Genomic DNA, 16,627 nt, shown 5'->3' with positions numbered 1-16,627 from the left:
AGCACGTGAGCGATCTGCCCCCCGCGAGCCTTCGCGGTGCCGTCGACCTGTCCGCACTCGTGAGGCGTTCCGCCGCACCCGCACCCGCACCCGCAGCCGCGGGGGAGCGGGCGGCGTCGCCGCTCGTCATCGAGACCTCCGATGCGGAGTTCTCGAGCGTGCTCGAGCTCTCCCAGCGCGTCCCCGTGGTGGTGGAGCTCATCGCCCCGGGACTCGCTCCCGCTCTGGGAGCGGTCGTCGAGTCGTACGGCGGGCGCCTCGTGCTCGTCGTCGTCGACGCGAGCGTCAACCCGCAGCTCGCGCAGGCCTTCCAGGTGCGCGAGGTGCCCACGGTGGCCGCGGTCATCGGCGGTCGGCCCGTGAGCCTCTTCGTCGGCATCCCCTCGGATGCCGAGGTGCGGCAGGTGCTCGACGAACTCCTGCAGCTCGCCGCCGAGAACGGCGTCACCGGGACCGTCCCCGCGGAGGGCGCCGACGATGCGGCCGAACCCGTGGAGGAGCCGCTGCCGCCCCACCACCAGGAGGCCTACGACGCGATCGAGGCCGGCGACTACCCGACGGCCATCGCCGCGTACCGCAAGGCGCTCGTCGAGAACCCCCGCGACCAGCTCGCGGTTGCCGGCCTCGCGCAGGTGTCGCTGCTCGACCGCCTGACGGGCGTGTCGGCCGGCGAGATCCGGGATGCCGCCGCCGCCCGGCGCGACGATCTCGACGCCCAGCTCGCCGTCGCCGACCTCGACGTCAGCGGCGGGCATCTCGAGGACGCCTTCGGACGACTCCTCGAGCTCTTCCCCTCCGCAGGCCCCGCGGATCGCGACCGCATCCGCACCCGCCTGCTCGACTACTTCGAGATCGCCGGCGGCGAGGACCCGCGGGTCGTGGCTGCGCGTCGCGCCCTCGCCGCGCTCCTGTACTGAGTCGCCTGCGGCGTCAGGCGGCCCGGACGAGGTAGAGCGCGCCGAGCGGCGGCAGGGTGAGCTCGACCGAGGCGGGCTGACCGTGCCAGGGGTGCGCCTCGGCCGTCACGCGACCGAGGTTGCCGACCCCGGATCCGCCGAAGTCGCCAGCGTCCGAGTTGAGCACCTCGACCCAGTCGCCCGCGGTCGGCAGCCCCACGCGGTACGGGCCCACCGGGTTGCCGCCGAAGTTGACGATGCAGGCGAGCTGTTCGCCCGAGCGCGAGCGGCGCAGGAAGGCGACGACGTTCGATCCCGGGTCGCTCGTGATCCATGCGAAGCCGTCGGGGCTCGCGTCGAGCTCCCACAGTGCCGGGGTATCGCGGTAGACGCGGTTGAGCTGCGCCACGAGTCGGGACAGCGCCTGGTGCGCGGGCTGCTCGAGGATCCACCAGTCGAGTCCGCGCTGCTCCGACCACTCGGACGGCTGGCCGAACTCGGACCCCATGAACAGCAGCTGCTTGCCGGGGTGCGCCCACATGAAGGCGAGGTAGGCGCGCACGTTGGCGAGCTTCTGCCACTGGTCGCCCGGCATCTTCGACAGCAGCGAGCCCTTGCCGTGCACGACCTCGTCGTGGCTGATGGGCAGCAGGAACGCCTCGCTGAAGGCGTACAGGAAGCTGAAGGTGATGTCGTTGTGGTGATCGCCGCGCCACATCGGGTCCTCGTGGATGTACTGCAGCGAGTCGTGCATCCAGCCCATGTTCCACTTGAGCCCGAAGCCGAGCCCGCCCGAGGTGGTGGGGTGCGTCACCCCGCCCCAGGAGGTGGACTCCTCGGCGATCATCACGATGCCCGGGTTGCGCTTGTAGGCGGTCGCGTTCACCTCCTGCAGGAAGGAGATCGCCTCGAGGTTCTCGCGGCCCCCGTGGATGTTGGGGAACCACTCGCCCTCCTTGCGGGAGTAGTCGCGGTATAGCATGCTCGCGACGGCATCCACGCGCAGCCCGTCGATGTGGAACTCCTCGAGCCAGTACAGGGCGTTCGCGACGAGGAAGTTGCGCACCTGGGAGTGGCCGAAGTCGAACACCAGGGTGCCCCAGTCGGGATGCTCGCCCACGCGGGGGTCGGAGTGCTCGTAGAGCGGCTCGCCGTCGAAGCGGGCGAGCGCCCACTCGTCCTTGGGGAAATGCGCGGGCACCCAGTCCATGATCACGCCGATGCCCGCCTGATGCAGGCGGTCGACGAGGAAGCGGAAGTCGTCGGGGTGGCCGAAGCGGCTGGTCGGCGCGTAGTAGCCGGTCACCTGGTAGCCCCAGGATCCGCCGAAGGGGTGCTCGGCGAGCGGCAGGAACTCGACGTGCGTGAAGCCGAGCTCCGTCACATACTCGATGAGCTCATCCGCGGCCGCCCGGTAGCCGAGCCCGGGTCGCCAGGAGCCGAGGTGCAGCTCGTAGACGCTCATCGGGCCGTGGTGGGGGTCGCCGGCGCCGCGTCGGGCGAGCCAGTCGCCGTCGCCCCAGTGGTACGCGCTGTGCCCGATGACGGATCCCGTCGAGGGCGGCACCTCGGTGTAGCGCGCCATCGGGTCGGCCCGCGTGACCCACTCGCCGGATCGGGTGAGCAGCTGGAACTTGTAGACGCCGCCCGCGCCGACGCCCGGCACGAAGAGCTCCCACACGCCGTTGTCGTCGAGTCGGCGCAGGGTGTGGCCGACACCGTCCCAGGAGTTGAAGTCGCCGACCACACGGACCGCCTGGGCGTGCGGCGCCCACACCACGAAACCGGTGCCGGCGACGCCCTCGTGGGTCTTCACGTGCGCGCCGAAGACGTGCCAGAGCTGCTCGTGGCGACCTTCGCCCCACAGGAACAGGTCGATCTCGCCGATCGACGGCACGAAGCGGTACGGGTCGTCGCTGCGCCACTCGGGCCCCTCGGGGTAGCTCGTGAGCAGCTCGTAGGCCTGCCCCGGGTCCGGCGCGAAGCCCTGCCAGAGCCCGCGGTCGAGGTGGGCGAGCGTCACCTTCGTGCCGTCGGCGCGCACTGCCGTGACGGTCTTCGCGAGCGGACGCAGCGCCCGGATCACCCAGCCGCCCGCGACCGGGTGCGCCCCCAGCCAGTCGTGCGGGCGCGGATGCCGCCCCTCGACGAGGCTCGCGACGAGACCGGGGTCGAGGGCAGGCAGCATGTCAGCGTCCCTTCTGCGGTTCGACCGCGAGGATGTGCACCGGTTCGGTGAAGGCGTCGAGACGCACGTAGTTGGCCTCGCCCCACGTCCATCGGGCGCCCGTGACGAGGTCGCGCACGACGAAGCTGTCGCCGGGGGAGAGCCCCAGGGCCGCGAGGTCGAGGTAGACCATCGTCTCGCGCACCGAGTGCGGGTCGACGTTGGCGACGACGATCACGGTGTCGCGGCGCCCCGTCGGGGTGAACGCGCCGTCGAGGCTCTTCGAGTAGACGAGCACGGCGTCGTCGTCGCTCCAGTGCAGGGAGAGTCCCCGCAGCTGCCCGAGCGCGGGATGCTCGGCGCGCGCCTGGTTGAGCAGCGTCAGGTAGGGCGCGAGGCTGTGGCCGGCGGCGGACGCCTTCTCCCAGTCGCGCTGCTTGTACTCGTACTTCTCGTTGTCGATGTTCTCTTCCGAGCCCGGGCGCGCGACATCCTCGAAGAGCTCGTAGCCGGCGTAGACGCCCCAGCTGGGGGAGGCGGTGGCGGCGATCGCCGCGCGCACCTTGTAGGCGGCCTTCCCCCCGAACTGCAGGTACTCGGTGAGGATGTCGGGGGTGTTGACGAAGAGGTTCGGCCGCAGGTAGTCGGCGGACCGCCCCGAGATCTCGCCGAGGAACTCCTCGAGCTCCGTCTTGGTGTTGCGCCAGGTGAAGTAGCTGTAGGACTGGTGGAAGCCGGCCCCGGCGAGCGAGTGCAGCATGGGTGGCCGGGTGAAGGCCTCGGCGAGGAACACCACATCGGGGTGGCGCGCGGCGACCTCGCCGAGCAGCCACTCCCAGAAGTCGAGCGGTTTGGTGTGCGGGTTGTCGACGCGGAAGATGCGGATGCCGCGCTCGATCCAGAGCTCCACGAGGCGCAGCACCTCGGCGCGGAGCCCCACGGGGTCGCGATCGAAGTTGAGGGGGTAGATGTCCTGGTACTTCTTCGGCGGGTTCTCGGCGTAGGCGATCGAGCCGTCCGGGCGCTGGGTGAACCACTCGGGGTGCTCGGCGACCCAGGGGTGGTCGGGTGAGCACTGCAGGGCGAGGTCGAGGGCGATCTCGATGCCGTTCGCGGCCGCCTGCTTGAGGAAGTACCGGAAGTCGGTGAGGGTGCCGAGGTCGGGATGGATGGCGTCGTGCCCGCCCTCTGCGGCCCCGATCGCCCACGGGCTGCCCGGGTCGAGGGGGCCGGCGACCGTCGAGTTGTTGGGACCCTTGCGGAAGGTGCGGCCGATGGGATGGATGGGCGGCAGGTACACGACGTCGAATCCCATGGCGGCCACCCCGGGCAGGCGCTTCGCGGCCGTGCGGAAGGTGCCGCTCTTCCAGCTGCCGTCGCGCTGGCGCTTGGCGCCCTCGGAGCGCGGGAAGAACTCGTACCAGGATCCGACGGCGGCTCGAGCGCGCTCGACCTGCAACTCGATCGTCTCGGACTCGGTGACGAGCGAGCGGATGGGGTGGCGCGCGATCGCGGCGACCACACGGCGGTCGGTGGCGACCTTGAGCCGCTCGGCGGGGGTGGCGGTGGCGTCGAGCAGCGCGGCACGCGCATCGGATGCGATCTTGCCGCTGACCCGCTCGAGCAGTTCGGCCCCCATGGCGAAGATCAGCTCGGGTTCGTCACCCGCGCCGAGCTTGATGGTGGCGGCGTGCAGCCAGCTGGCCCAGTCGTCGCTGTAGGCGCGCACCCGGTAGCGATGGCGGCCGGTCGTCTCGGCGCGCAGCTCGGCGCGCCAGCGATCGGTGCCGGCGCCGGTGAGGCGCATCGGGTGAACGGTCTCGCCGCCGCTCGGGTCGGTGAGCAGCAGCTCGGCGCCGATGATGCCGTGGCCCTCACGGAAGACGGTCGCCTCGAACGGCACGACCTCGCCGAGGTACGACTTCGCCGGCCAGCGGTTCTCGGGCTGCTGAGGCGCGAGGTCGCGGATCGGGATGCGTCCGATCCGCGCCGACCGCACCGTCGGGGTCGGCTGGGAGTGCGCGGTGCTCACCCCTTGACCGTAGCGCCTCGGAGCGGGCCCGCCGGGCAGCGACGATCCGACGGTCGGGGTACAGGGTGCCTGGTAGACCCTCTTGTCTGTCCGATTCGTCCCCCGGGGAGACCTCTGTACCCCGAAAATGAGGCTGAGAATGTCCCCTGAGGCACCTGCGCGTTCGATGTTTTCCCTGGTCAGAGGCATATAACAATTTGTCGTCGCGGCAGAATGGTGACCCCCGCAATGGGGCGGCCGCGTCCCCTTTGTCCTCCCTAATGCGGACTCTACGGTTGCTAGTGGGGGATATCTCAGACCTCAGCCGACGTGCGAAGCCCGCAAACCGGCTCACAACACCCGAACGCATCGATGCCGCGCGCTCGCGCGCCATTCGGCGCGCCGGGAAACAGAACGGCATCACCGAAAGGAAGCCTGAAATGAACAAGCTCACCAAGGCGGGCATCGCCACCGCCGCGGGCATCGCCCTCCTCATGGGTGGCGCCGGCACCCTCGCGTACTGGAACGAGTCGGCCACGGTCGCCGCGGGGACAGTTCAGACCGGTCACCTCGAGCTGACCGCCGGCTCCGCGGGCTGGGCAGACAGCATCTCCCACATCGTCCCCGGTGACACCGCGACCTACACCGCCGCGTACACGCTCTCCGCGCTGGGCGACAACATCGACGTCGACCTCTCCGCGACCCTCCCGGCCGCGAGCGGCATCGACCTGAGCGTCAGCTACAGCTACACCATCGACGGAACCGCCCACGCCTCGGGTGACGTCGTCTCGCTGGACGAGGGCGACTACGCCGTCGTCGTCACCGTCGTCGTGGCCTTCGCCTCGAGCTCCACGACCCACGAGGACGAGACCGTCAACCTCGGCGACGTGGTCATCACCGCGACCCAGGTCTGATCCTGGCGGGCCGGGAGCGCACGGCGCTCCCGGCCCGCACCTACGTTCCACGCAACATCCGAAAGGTGGTGATCCGCATGTCCGCTCGCGAACCGCAGCGACGCGCTCGCCACCGCGCACCCCGGCGTCCCCTGGACACCGCCCGCGGACTGCTCGGCACCGCCGCCGCCGTCGCGGGAACCACCATCACCGTCGTCGCCCTCTCGAGCGGAAGCCTCGCGAGCTGGGTCGACTCGGCCACCGTCACCCCGGGCGTCGTCTCCACCGGCTCGGCCGAGCTCGACGTCACCGCGAGCTTCACCGCCGCCAACTGGAGCAACCTGCTCGTCGGCGAGAGCGTCCGTCAGAGCTTCACCGTCACCAACCTCGGCGACGTCCCCTTCACCCTCTCCGCCACGGGCACCTCGACGGCCGCCGGCTACGAGCTGCGCACCGCGCCGGGCGCCTGCCCCGGCACCGCGCTGGGCGGTGCGTCGATCACGACGACCGCCGCCTCGCTCGGCACCCTCGCCGCCGGCGCCACGACGACCGCCTGCCTCGAGGTGCGCCTCGTGGCGGGTGCCGCAGCGGGAAGCACCTCCGCCGTCAACGTGACCGTCACCGGAACCCAGGTGCCGTGATGTCCCGGGCAGTCAAGCGCCGCACCCCGCGCGAACGCCGGAGGCTCCGCACCCGCCTCCGGCTCTCGGCCGTCGCGGGCGCCGTCGCGCTCATCTCCGTGATCGGCTCCGGTGCCGCCTGGGCGGCGTGGACCGCGAACGACTCCGCGGGATCCACCGCCACCGCCGCGACCGTCGGGGTCACCCACGCCTTCGCGACCACCCCGACGCTTCCCGTCACGTACAACGCGACGACCACCGTCGCGGTCGGCACGGTCACCGTCACCAACACGAGCAGCCGCACCGGCAGCTACAGCCTCGTCCTCAGCGCGACCTCCGCGTCCGCCACCCTTCGCGGCGCGGTCGCCGTCGAGATCGGCACCGCCGCCAGCTGCACGACAGGCGCGACGCTCACCAACTCGACCACCGGCACCTTCGCCGCGCCCATCACCAAGAGCGGCACCATCACGGCCGGTCAGGTTCTCACCTTCTGCGTGCGCACGACCATGACGGCCGCGAACGTCACCGCCAACGCGGGAGCCTCACTCGCGGCGACCGTGCAGACCGGCGTCACCGTCGGCACCTGGACGAGCAACGCCGCCACCAACCTCGCCTTCGCCCAGTCCGTGGCGGCCGCCACCGGCTTCGTCTCGCACGAGGCGAACCGCTACCAGATCTTCAACCAGGGGCAGTGCATCGGCACCCGCTGGAACCAGTACGACGACCTCTCGCGCGGCGCCATCGCCGGCGACTGCAACAACGAGCAGACCAGCCAGTGGCGCCTCTTCGACGTCGCAGGCCACGCCGACACCAAGTACATCGCCCGCGCCTACAACACCGGCGCGAACCCGGGTGCGCGCTGGAACGTCGTGTCGGGGACCAACATCAACCTCACGACCGCCTCCGACGTGGCCGCCCAGCGCTGGACGATCACGCAGCGACCCGACGGCCTCTACCGCTTCGTGAGCGGCTTCGCCCCCGGCACCCAATGCCTCCAGGTGCAGGCCAACAACCGTCTCGCGCTCGCCACCTGCGACAACGCGCTCGCGAGCCAGGGCTTCAGCTTCACCCTCGTCGCCAACGCGGCGCCGGCACCCGTGACCCTCACCTGCAGCGCCCAGAACGGGTCGAACTGGGTGCAGTACAGCTGGTCCGTGCTCACCGGGTACCAGGCCGAGGTCAGCTACAAGGTCTATGTGGGCGGGATCTTCATCGGCGACCACACCAACGGCTGGGACACCAAGGTCAACCTCTACACTCCGGGCGGCGGTGCCCTCGCCATCCCGGTGGGCACGCTCGGGGCGGGTCCGAAGACGCTCGAGATCTACCAGTCGGTCGGCGGGGCGACTCCGACCCTCACCGGTACCGCCACCATCATCATCGCCGCAGGCACCAACTACATCTCGTGCGGGTAGCCGTGCGCACCGGATCCAGCCGCCGCGGTCCTCGCGCGAGGATGGGACTCCTCGTGGCGATGGCCGCCGTCGGCGTGCTCGCGGGCGCGGCGGCCCCCGCCCAGGCCGCGACGGTCACCGGGGTGCAGTTCTCCCACGACGGGCTCTCCTGGACCTCGACCGTGCCCTCGGGCCTCTTCGACGACGGATTCGTGTTCGTGCCGGGTGACTCGCGCTCGGCGACGTTCCGCATCCGCAACGCGCAGACCACCGGCATCCGGGTCGCGGTCGTGCTGAGCAACGCGGGCTGGTCGAACTCCGCCACCGGCGGCAGCTTCACGCTCCGGGGTGCCGACCAGAACGGGCTCGGACTCTCCTCGACGCCTTTCAGCTCCATCCCCTTGTGCACGCCCATCGTGCCCACCCGCATCCTCTTCCCGGGCGAGGAGCTCGTCGTCACGAGCACCGTGCGGCTGAGCCCCGCCGCGACGGGACCCGCCGCGCAGAACGGCAGCGTGCAGTTCGTGTACGCGCTCGCCTTCAGCGAGGCCGCGGCGCCCGCCATCGCACCCTCGTGCGCAGCCGGCGGCGGGGTCATCCCGCCGGATCCGGGCGTCGTCGTGGTCATCCCGTCGGGACCGACCCCGCCGTCCGTCCCCGCGACGTCGAGCCCGCAGCGAGGCGATGCCCTCGGGGCAACCGGCGTGGGCCGCGCCCTCGTGCCGACGCTCATCGTGTCGATCGTCGCCGCGGCCATCGGCAGTGCGTTCGTCGTCATCGCCCGCCGCCGCCGGACGGACGAAGAGCAGGACGAACCCGTCGCGCCCGTCATGGACGAAGCCCTCGCCGAACGCCTGACATCATGACAGTCATGGAACCGCTCCCGACCCGCCGCGAGGCGCGCGCCGCCGAGACGGGCGGCTCGCCGAGGGCCGCGAAGGCGCCGAAGGAGACCGCCCAGCGCGGGCCCGTCGCGAGCGTGTTCCGCGCCATCGGTGTCGGGCTGAGCGCGGGCCTCCTGCTGTTCATGCTGGGCCTCGCGGTCATCGTCGTGATCGTGCCGATCGCCACCGGATCCTCGACCTTCACGGTGCTCACCGGGTCCATGCAGCCGCACCTGCCGCCCGGCACCTTCATCGTGGTCCGCCCGACGCCCGCCGAGGACATCCGCATCGGCGACGTCATCACCTACCAGCTCGAATCCGGCAAGCCCGCCGTCGTCACCCACCGGGTCATCGCCCGCACGATCGACGGCGCCACCGGCGAGCTCACCTTCACCACCCAGGGCGACGCCAACAACACCCCCGACCCCAAGCCCGTCACCGCCGTCCAGGTGCGGGGTGTGCTCTGGTACGCCGTGCCGTACATCGGCTGGGTCAACAACGTGCTGAACGGCGAGTCGCGCGCCTGGCTCGTGCCGCTGCTCGCGGGGGTGCTGTTCGCGTACGCCGCCTGGATGTTCGCGGCGGGCGTGCGCGATCGCCGCCGCACGAAGCGCGCCGCCGCGGCGCCGCCCGCGTCGCCCCCGGGCGACGATCCTGCGTAATCCCTCGGTAACCGGCCACCCCTAGGGTGGTTCAGGTGAAGGCCATCCGTCGGTTCACCGTCCGCACCGTCCTGCCCGAAGCCCTCGCGCCGCTCGAAGAGCTCGCCGCGAACCTGCGCTGGTCGTGGCACCAGCCGACGCTCGAACTCTTCCGCGACATCGCCCCTGAGCTCTGGGACGAACTCGGCAAGGACCCCTTCGGACTCCTCGGCGAGGTGCCGCCCGCGCGGCTCGGCGAGCTCGCCGCCGACACCTCCTACGTCGCCCGCGCGGAGGCGCTCCGCGACGAGTTGCGCGCCTACCTCAGCGAGCCGCGCTGGTACCAGGGCCTCGGCCCCGACGCGCCCGCCACGATCGCGTACTTCTCGCCCGAGTTCGGCATCGCGGACGCCCTCCCGCAGTACTCGGGGGGTCTCGGCATCCTGGCCGGCGACCACCTCAAGTCGGCCTCCGACCTCGGCGTGCCCATCGTCGGCGTGGGCCTCTTCTACCGTTCGGGCTACTTCCACCAGTCGATCTCGCGGGAGGGATGGCAGCTCGAGAGCTACCCCGTGCTCGACCCCGACGGCCTGCCGATGAGCGTGCTGCGCGGACCGGACGGCGCCGCCGCCCAGGTGGTGCTCGCCCTGCCCGACGGCAAGGCTCTCACGGCGCGCATCTGGCGCCTCGCGGTGGGGCGAGTGACGCTGCTGCTGCTCGACACCGACATCCCCGAGAACTCGGAGGAGCTGCGCACCGTCACCGATCGCCTCTACGGCGGCGGAGGCGAGCACCGCCTGCTGCAGGAGCTGCTGCTCGGCATCGGCGGCGCGCGAGCCGTGGGCATCTACACGCGACTCGCCGGCATCCCGGCCCCCGAGGTGTTCCACCTCAACGAAGGCCACGCGGGCTTCCTCGGCCTCGAGCGCGCCCGCGAGCTCGTCGGCGACGGGCTCTCCTTCGCGGAGGCGATCGAGGTGGTACGGGCGGGCACCGTCTTCACCACCCACACCCCGGTGCCGGCCGGCATCGACCGCTTCGAGGCGCCGCTCGTGCAGCGGTACTTCTCCACCGACCTGCTGCCGGGCGTGGACGTCGTCGACGTGCTCGCGCTCGGCGCCGAGGACTATCCCGGCGGCACCCCGGGCACCTTCAACATGGCCGTCATGGGTCTGCGGCTCGCCCAGCGCGCCAACGGCGTGTCGCAGCTGCACGGTCGCGTCAGCCGCCACATGTTCGGCTTCCTCTGGCCCGGATTCGACGCCGCCGACGTGCCCATCACCTCCATCACCAACGGCGTGCATCCCGCCACCTGGACCGACCCTCAACTGCGCGAGCTCGCCGAGTCGCGGCTCGGCAGCGCCGACGCCACGAGCTGCGACTGGACCTCGGATGCCGTCAGCGATGCCGAGATCTGGGAGCTGCGCGGCCGGCTCCGCGAGCAGCTCGTGCACGACGCCCGCCGCCGGATGACAACCGCCTGGGCCGAGCAGAACCCCGGCGTCGCCGCGCCGATCTGGTACCGCGAGCTGCTGTCGCCCGAGGTGCTCACGATCGGCTTCGCGCGCCGGGTGCCCACCTACAAGCGCCTCACCCTCATGCTGCAGGACCCCGGCCGGCTCCGCGCGCTGCTCACCGACCCCGAGCGTCCCGTGCAGCTCGTCGTCGCCGGCAAGTCGCATCCCGCCGACGACGGCGGCAAGCGCCTCATCCAGCAGCTCATCGAGTTCTCGCAGGATCCCGAGGTGCGCGGCCGGATCGTGTTCCTGCCCGACTACGACATCGGCATGGCGCAGAAGCTCTACCCGGGCTGCGACGTGTGGCTCAACAACCCGCTGCGCCCGCTCGAGGCGTGCGGCACCTCGGGCATGAAGGCCGCCCTCAACGGCTCGCTCAACCTGTCGATCCTCGACGGCTGGTGGGCCGAGTTCCAGGACGAGCACAACGGCTGGGCGATCCCGTCCGCCGACTCCGCGGGCGACGCCGCCGAGCGCGACGCGCTCGAGGCCGCCGCCATGTACGACCTCATCGAGCACCAGATCGCGCCGCGCTTCTACGACCGCGGCGCCGACGGCGTGCCGACCGCCTGGGTGGCCGACATCCGCCACACCCTCGCCACCCTGTCGCCCGCGCTCTCGGCGGACCGCATGGTGCGCGAGTACGTCGAGCGGCTGTACCTGCCGGCCGCCGCCGCCGAGCACACCGTCACCGCCGACGACGCCGCGCCCGCGCGTGCGCTCGCCGCGTGGATCGCCCACGTGCGCGCCTCCTGGCCTGAGGTGCACGTGGCGCACGTCGAGTCGGGCGGCGTCGACGCCTCACCGCACGTGGGGGAGGAGCTGCGGGTGCGCGCTTTCGTGGAGCTCGGCGATCTCGCCCCGACGGATGTCGTGGTCGAGCTCGTGCACGGCCGGCCGCGGTCGAGCGAGGAGCTCACCGAGGTGCACGTCGTGCCGCTCGAGCTCGAGAGCTACGACCTCGGCAAGCCCGCGGTGTACACCGGCTCGGTGACCTTCGAGCGTGCCGGCGGCTTCGGGTACACGGTGCGCGTCGTGCCGCGCAACGCCCTGCTCGCCTCCGACGCCGAGCTCGGGCTCGTCGCGCTCGCGGGGTGATCTCGACGGGCTCGATCCGGCGGATCTCGAAACGCGTCCGCCCCCTCAGAAATGCAGGAGTTCTGCGAGCCCGCACCTGTTGGCGCGGGCCGCGACCCGACCGCATCCGCATTTCTCCTGCATTTCTCGCACGGATGGGCGGGTCGTGACGCGCGTGGATGCGCCGCTAGCCTGACCCCATGACTGACTACTCGGCGCTCGGCGCCAGCCTGGGCGGCGTCTGGTTCTCGATCGTGTTCGTGAACACGGCGCTCGCGGCGGCGCTCGATCGTTCCCGGCTGGGCTACTTCCTGTTCTCGCTGTTCTTCGCCCCGATCGCCTCGCTCGTGCTCGCGATCGCGGGTCGCAAGACCGCCTGACGGCATCCGTCGGCCCTGCCGCGCCGTTTCCGCCACTCAGGAGCCGCGGGCCGGCGATTTCGCAACTCAGGAGATCGCAGGGATCCGCGGGCAGATGGCGCCGAAGGATGCGGATGTCCTGAGTCGCGGCACGCGCAGCACGCGGCACGCGCAGCACGCGGCACGCGCAGCGCGCGGCGCGCGCAGCCGGCGCGGCCGGCGCCTGACGTCAGCGGGCGGTCGCGATGTCGGCGAGCACCGCGCCGGTGACCCACACGAGGTCCGCCGGGGCGAGGCCGATGTCGAAGCCGCGGCGTCCGCCCGAGACGTAGACCACATCCCAGAGCTCCGCCGTCTCGTCGAGCACCGTCTCGTGGCGGGTCTTCTGCCCGATCGGGCTGATGCCGCCCACAACATACCCGGTGCGGCGTTCGGCCAGCGCGGGGTCCGCCATCGCGGCCTTCCTCCCGCCGACCGCAGCCGCAAGCGCCTTCAGATCGAGCTTGCCCGTCACCGGCACGATCCCCACCACGAGCCGCCCGTCGACCTCGGCGAGCAGCGTCTTGAACACCTGGTCCGCGTCCACGCCGAGCGCCGTCGCGGCCTCCAGCCCGAAATCCCGATTCGCCGGATCGTGATGGTAGGCGTGCTCGCTGAACGCGATGCCCGCCGCGGTGAGCGCGACCGTCGCGGGGGTGCCGCCCGCCATCAGTCCGCCCGGAACAGCAGCATCGAGGTGGGCGACATCGCGAGCTCCTCGCCCGGATGGTGCACGCCCGCGATGCCGGAGATGTCGTCGTGGCCCGAATCCCACAGCAGGGTGTAGCGCTCGACGCCCTCGTGCGCGGGCAGCGTCACCGTGACATCCGTCTCGAGGCCGTGCACGACCAGCAGGATGCGGTTGAACGCCTCGAACTCGGGCGTCGACGCCGCCAGGTACTGCAGCGTGCGCTCCTCGGGCGAGTCCCAATCCTCCAGGGTCATGGTCTCGCCGTCCTTGTTGTACCAGTCCATCTGGCTCGCGGACGGCGTGGTCTCGCCCCAGCGCCCGAAGCGCACCGGGCGCAGGGCGGGGTTCTCGCGGCGCAAGCGGATGAGGGTCTGCACGACCTCGTACAGATCCTGCTGCCACTCGCTGCGATCCCAGCTCACCCAGGTGAGCTCCGAGTCGTGGCAGTAGGCGTTGTTGTTGCCGCGCTGGGTGCGCCCGAACTCGTCGCCCGCGGTCAGCATGGGGATGCCCGCCGAGAGGAGCAGGGTGCCGAGCAGGTTGCGCACCGCCTTGCGCCGGGTGGCCTGGATCACCGGATCGGGTGTCGGCCCTTCGACGCCGTGGTTCCACGACTTGTTGTCGCTGGACCCGTCGCGGTTGTTCTCGCCGTTGCCGAGGTTGTGCTTGCGGTCGTAGGCCACCAGGTCGGCGGCCGTGAAGCCGTCGTGCGCGGTGATGAAGTTGACGCTCGCGAGCGGTCCGCGCTCGAGCGAGAAGACGTGGTTCGAACCGGCCAGGCGTCGGGCGAGGGAGCCGATACCTTCGCTCGCGGTGCCGGTCTCGCGGGCGCGGGCGATGTCGCGCAGCCAGAAGTTGCGCATCCGGTCGCGGTAGCCGTCGTTCCACTCCGACCAGCCGTCGGGGAAGCCGCCCACCTGCCAGCCGCCGATGCCGACATCCCAGGGTTCGGCGATGAGCTTCGTGTCCGCGAGCTCCGGGTCGTCGATGATCGCGTGGAGCAGCGGATGGTCGGCCGAGAAGGAGGCGTCCTTGCCGCGTCCGAGGGTGGCGGCGAGGTCGAAGCGGAAGCCGTCCACCTGCACCTCCCGGGCCCAGTAGCGCAGCGAGTCGAGCACGAGCCGCTGCGTGACCGCCCGGCTGTAGTCGAGGGTGTTGCCGCAGCCGGTGGTGTCGATGTAGTGGCCGTCGGCGGTCTGCCGGTAGTAGCCGGCGTTGTCGATGCCGCGGAACGAGCTCGTGGGCCCGCCCGGGCCCTCCTCGGAGGTGTGGTTGTAGACGACGTCGAGCACGACCTCGAGGCCCGCCTCATGCAGGCTCTTCACCATCGTCTTGAACTCCCGCAGCACCGCCCCCGTGCCGCCGAACTGCGCCTCGCGGCTCGCGTAGGCGGCGTGCGGGGTGAAGAAGTTGAGGGTGTTGTAGCCCCAGTAGTTGACGAGCCCCATCTTGGTGAGGCGCTGCTCGGAGACGAACTGATGGATCGGCAGCAACTCGACCGTGGTGATGCCGAGATCCTTCAGGTAGCCGATCGTCGCAGGGTGCGCGAGGCCGGCGTAGGTGCCGCGCAATTCCTCGGGCAGCTCCGGGTTGAGCTTGGTGAGCCCCTTCGCGTGCGCCTCGTAGATCACCGTGTGGTCGAGGCCGATGCGCGGCTTCTCGACCCCCTCCCAGTCGAAGGCGCCGTCCTGCACGTAGCTGCGCCATCCGCCGTCCGGGGTCCGGGCGAGGCCCCGCGCGTAGGGGTCGAGCAGGTAGCGCTCGGGATCGAAGGCGTGGGTGGGGCCTTTCGGACCGTCGACGCTCAACGCGTAGGAGGTGCCGGCGGTGAGCGATCGGGTGGTCGCGCTCCAGACGTCGTCGTCACCGCGGGTGAGCGGCACCCGCTTCGACACCCATCCGGAGTCCTTGGCGTCGAAGATGCACAGCTCGATCGTGGTCGCGTTCTCGCTCCAGACCCGGATCTCGCCGCCGCGGGAGGTGAGGTGCACACCGAGGTTCCTCAGCGAGTCCACGGGCGACATGCCCTCTAGGTTAGGACGTGCGCATGTCGGCTTTGTAACGCGGCCGACGGTGCGGGCGGTGCCGGAAGGAGGCGGGGATGGCGGTCTACCTCGACCACGCCGCGACCTCGCCGATGCCGGAGGAGGTGCTCGCGGCCTACAGCGACGCGCTGCGGCTGGTGGGGAACCCGGCGTCCATCCATGGTCCCGGTCAAGCGGCCCGTGAGCTGCTCGAGTCGGGTCGGGAGGCCGTTGCCCGTTCGCTCGGCGTCGACCCGGTCGAGGTGGTGCTGACCGGTGGCGGCACCGAGTCGGTGAACCTCGGCATCAAGGGGATCTTCTGGGCGCAGCCGGGACGCCGCACGATCATCGCCCCCCGCGGCGAGCACCACGCCACGATCGACGCCGTCGAGTGGCTCGTGCGGCACGAGGGCGCGGTGGTCGAGTGGATCGAGCTCGACGCTCTGGGGCGCGTCCGCCTCGACCAGCTGGGGGCGGCGCTCGCGGCGGCCGGCGACGACGTGGCGCTCGTGACGGCGTTGTGGGCCAACAACGAGGTGGGCACGGTGCAGCCGGTCGCCGAGATCGTGGCGGCGGCGCATGCCCGGGGCGTGCCCGTGCACCTGGACGCGATCGCCGCGTATGGACAGCTGCCGATCGACGTGCACGCGGTGGGCGCGGATGCCGTCTCGGTGTCGGCGCACAAGATCGGCGGGCCAGTGGGCATCGGGGCGCTCGCGCTGGCCCGCACGGCGAAGGTGGAGGCGCTGCTGCACGGTGGGGACCAGCAGCGCGGACGGTCCGGCACGCAGGATGCGGCCGGTGCGGTGGCGTTCGGGGTGGCGGCCGCGCGGGCGCAGGCGGCGCTGCCTCTCGATGGGGTCGCGGCGCTGCGCGACCGGCTCGTCGCGGGCGTGCTCGGCTCGGTCGAGGGGGCCACGCTCCGCGGGGATCCCGAGGCGGCCGGCCGCCTGCCCGGGAACGCCCACTTCACCTTCGCGGGCGCCGATGGTGACGCCCTGCTGTATCTGCTCGACGCGGCCGGGGTCGCCGTCTCGACCGGGTCGGCCTGCCAGGCGGGCGTCCCGGAGCTGTCGCATGTGCTGCTCGCGATGGGGGTGTCGGAGCGCGAAGCGCGAGGCGCCATCCGGGTCACCCTCGGCCACGACTCGACGGATGCCGACGTCGACGTCCTGCTCGCGGCGCTCCCCGCCGCGGTCGCCCGGGCCCGGCTGGTGGCGGGCTGACCGCCGCCGCCGGGGTATCGCCTCCCGCCCTCCCATCTCAAGGAGCCCGCCCTCCCATCTCAAGGAGCGGCGCATCCCATCTCAAGGAGCCGGGGTGACGCGAGTCGAGCAGTGTGGCGGAAGATGCCCCGTTTCCGAGTCTGCTCCTTGATTCCGGTTGCCGGACTCCGTGAGATGGGACGCCAGGC

Annotated in this window: 13 protein-coding genes; 9 read left to right on the top strand and 4 right to left on the bottom strand. The window is 71.5% G+C overall.

Features of this window, described 5'->3' with window-relative positions; genetic code table 11:
• Positions 1–5: 5 nt before the first annotated feature.
• Entirely contained in the window at positions 6–917 is a 912-nt protein-coding gene (locus FLP23_RS11305) for a tetratricopeptide repeat protein (RefSeq protein WP_149325952.1), read from the top strand.
• A 13-nt stretch (positions 918–930) separates the two neighbouring features.
• Here the strand turns inward: FLP23_RS11305 and glgB are convergent, their stop codons facing one another.
• The gene (glgB, locus tag FLP23_RS11300; protein ID WP_149325951.1) at positions 931–3,084 is read right to left on the bottom strand and encodes a 1,4-alpha-glucan branching protein GlgB; all 2,154 of its coding nucleotides are present in this window, start codon (positions 3,082–3,084) and stop codon (positions 931–933) included.
• A 1-nt stretch (position 3,085) separates the two neighbouring features.
• The gene (locus tag FLP23_RS11295) at positions 3,086–5,095 is read right to left on the bottom strand and encodes an alpha-1,4-glucan--maltose-1-phosphate maltosyltransferase (RefSeq protein WP_425468260.1); all 2,010 of its coding nucleotides are present in this window, start codon (positions 5,093–5,095) and stop codon (positions 3,086–3,088) included.
• A gap of 419 nt (positions 5,096–5,514) precedes the next feature.
• On the opposite strand from FLP23_RS11295, the gene FLP23_RS11290 reads away from it, so the two are divergent.
• From FLP23_RS11290 to FLP23_RS11260, 7 genes are all read left to right on the top strand, one after another.
• Positions 5,515–5,988: an alternate-type signal peptide domain-containing protein gene (locus tag FLP23_RS11290; RefSeq protein WP_168200439.1), complete on the top strand. Its 474-nt coding sequence runs from the start codon at positions 5,515–5,517 to the stop codon at positions 5,986–5,988.
• Between the two features lie 77 nt (positions 5,989–6,065).
• On the top strand, positions 6,066–6,608 hold the full coding sequence (locus FLP23_RS11285; protein WP_149325948.1) for a hypothetical protein: 543 nt from the start codon (positions 6,066–6,068) through the stop codon (positions 6,606–6,608).
• Positions 6,608–8,002 (top strand): hypothetical protein, encoded by a 1,395-nt coding sequence (locus tag FLP23_RS11280; protein WP_210413863.1) that lies wholly within the window; start codon positions 6,608–6,610, stop codon positions 8,000–8,002. The genes FLP23_RS11285 and FLP23_RS11280 overlap by 1 nt, the downstream gene beginning before the upstream one ends.
• A 53-nt stretch (positions 8,003–8,055) precedes the next feature.
• Positions 8,056–8,847, top strand: coding sequence for a hypothetical protein (locus FLP23_RS11275; protein ID WP_149325946.1), 792 nt, complete (start codon positions 8,056–8,058; stop codon positions 8,845–8,847).
• A gap of 5 nt (positions 8,848–8,852) precedes the next feature.
• Positions 8,853–9,527, top strand: coding sequence for a signal peptidase I (locus FLP23_RS11270; protein ID WP_149325945.1), 675 nt, complete (start codon positions 8,853–8,855; stop codon positions 9,525–9,527).
• Between the two features lie 35 nt (positions 9,528–9,562).
• The gene (glgP, locus tag FLP23_RS11265) at positions 9,563–12,121 is read left to right on the top strand and encodes an alpha-glucan family phosphorylase (RefSeq protein WP_149325944.1); all 2,559 of its coding nucleotides are present in this window, start codon (positions 9,563–9,565) and stop codon (positions 12,119–12,121) included.
• Positions 12,122–12,300: 179 nt separating this feature from the next.
• On the top strand, positions 12,301–12,480 hold the full coding sequence (locus FLP23_RS11260; RefSeq protein WP_149325943.1) for an antitermination protein NusB: 180 nt from the start codon (positions 12,301–12,303) through the stop codon (positions 12,478–12,480).
• A 208-nt stretch (positions 12,481–12,688) separates the two neighbouring features.
• On the opposite strand, the gene ybaK is transcribed toward FLP23_RS11260, so the two are convergent.
• A complete protein-coding gene (ybaK, locus tag FLP23_RS11255) occupies positions 12,689–13,168 on the bottom strand; it encodes a Cys-tRNA(Pro) deacylase (RefSeq protein ID WP_149325942.1) in 480 nt (159 codons plus the stop codon).
• Positions 13,168–15,213: a glycogen debranching protein GlgX gene (glgX, locus tag FLP23_RS11250; protein ID WP_149325941.1), complete on the bottom strand. Its 2,046-nt coding sequence runs from the start codon at positions 15,211–15,213 to the stop codon at positions 13,168–13,170. Before glgX ends, ybaK begins: the two co-directional genes overlap by 1 nt.
• 77 nt (positions 15,214–15,290) lie before the next feature.
• Between glgX and FLP23_RS11245 the strand changes: the two genes are divergently transcribed.
• A complete protein-coding gene (locus tag FLP23_RS11245) occupies positions 15,291–16,439 on the top strand; it encodes a cysteine desulfurase family protein (RefSeq protein WP_149325940.1) in 1,149 nt (382 codons plus the stop codon).
• Positions 16,440–16,627: the final 188 nt, after the last annotated feature.

The organism is Protaetiibacter larvae (genome assembly GCF_008365275.1).
GTDB lineage: Bacteria > Actinomycetota > Actinomycetes > Actinomycetales > Microbacteriaceae > Homoserinibacter > Homoserinibacter larvae.
The sequence above is the reverse complement of the archived record's forward strand: the minus strand, read 5'-3'. Positions and strand labels throughout refer to the sequence as shown.